At 60.1% G+C, this 1,174-nt stretch carries 2 protein-coding genes; both read left to right on the top strand.

Going from position 1 to position 1,174, the window contains the following annotated elements:
- Window positions 1-227 precede the first annotated feature (227 nt).
- Entirely contained in the window at window positions 228-476 is a 249-nt protein-coding gene (locus tag RSO01_RS46810) for a zinc-finger domain-containing protein (RefSeq protein ID WP_147157482.1), read from the top strand.
- A gap of 238 nt (window positions 477-714) precedes the next feature.
- Window positions 715-1,035: a co-chaperone GroES gene (gene groES / locus RSO01_RS46805; protein WP_147157481.1), complete on the top strand. Its 321-nt coding sequence runs from the start codon at window positions 715-717 to the stop codon at window positions 1,033-1,035.
- Window positions 1,036-1,174 lie beyond the last annotated feature (139 nt).

Raw genomic sequence — 1,174 nt, 5'->3', positions numbered from 1 at the left:
CGGCCAGCCGGGTGGGCAACCTGCTCATGGCCTTCGACCGCCTCGAGGCGGCCGAGCGGCCGACCGCCAGCGCCGATGTCGGTGCAGAGCCGGGTGTCACGGCATGAAGGGGGTCTTTGCGAGGGCCGCCCGGTGCTCATCGTGGCCGCCAAAACTAATTCTGTCGCCTTTTATCTCGCGTCTTACTGCCACCTGCAGACCTCCACCATTCACAACGGCTTTAGTCTATGTTCGGCAGCGGTTATCCGAAGTTCAGGAACGACCGCGGCGTCCCGGAAATCTGCATCGGGGTGAGGGAATTCAACTGCATCGGCGTGTCCCCGCCGCACGACCATCCGCACATCTACCTCAATATGCGCGAGGCGGACTCCATCCTCTGTCCCTATTGCGGCACGCGGTTCCGCTTCGATCCTCGATTAACACCATTCGATGCCGATCCGCCGGACAGCGTCTTTACTGATCATAACGTAGCCTGAGCAGAGCCGCTCTCTCGGCGACAAGCGACACGCATCAGGTCATCGGCGTCGATCCCGCAAAATCGGGCCGCGGCGGGGCTGGGGTCGGTTTTGGCCGCGACGAGCTGAAAAAGCGAGGACTTGGATCATTTCGGGCAGATATCGCTTGTGAGTTGATAAAAACGCACCATCTCTCTACCAGTTGTTGCAGCGCGCGCTAGGCGCTCACACCAAAATCCGAAAAATTGGAGGAAGAACCATGAAGTTCCGTCCGCTTCACGACCGCGTCGTGGTCAAGCGTGTCGAGGAAGAAGGCAAGACCAAGGGCGGCATCATCATTCCGGACACCGCCAAGGAAAAGCCGATGGAAGGCGAGATCGTCGCCGTCGGTCCGGGCGCCCGCGATGAGAAGGGCACGCTCGTTCCGCTCGAAGTCAAGAAAGGTGACCGGATCCTGTTCGGCAAATGGTCGGGCAGCGAGATAAAGCTTGAGGGTGAGGATCTCCTCATAATGAAGGAGTCCGACGTGATGGGCGTCATCGAAGACCGAGATGTCGCCATCGCCAAGAAGGCGGCATAGGCCAGCCCGTCGGTCCGCCTCGCCACACACTCGAACAAGGAACAAGAACATGGCTGCAAAAGATGTACGTTTTGGCGGCGACGCCCGCGCCCGCATGATCCGCGGCGTCGATATCCTGGCCGATTCGGTCAAGGTCACC

This window comes from Reyranella soli (assembly GCF_007992495.1).
Classification (GTDB): domain Bacteria; phylum Pseudomonadota; class Alphaproteobacteria; order Reyranellales; family Reyranellaceae; genus Reyranella; species Reyranella soli.
This window is presented reverse-complemented; position numbering and strand designations above follow the sequence as displayed.

Coding starts and splice junctions, on each gene's coding strand:
- RSO01_RS46810 (WP_147157482.1), top strand. CDS start 228: ATGTTCGGCAGCGGTTATCCGAAGTTCAGGAACGACCGCGGCGTCCCG.
- groES (WP_147157481.1), top strand. CDS start 715: ATGAAGTTCCGTCCGCTTCACGACCGCGTCGTGGTCAAGCGTGTCGAG.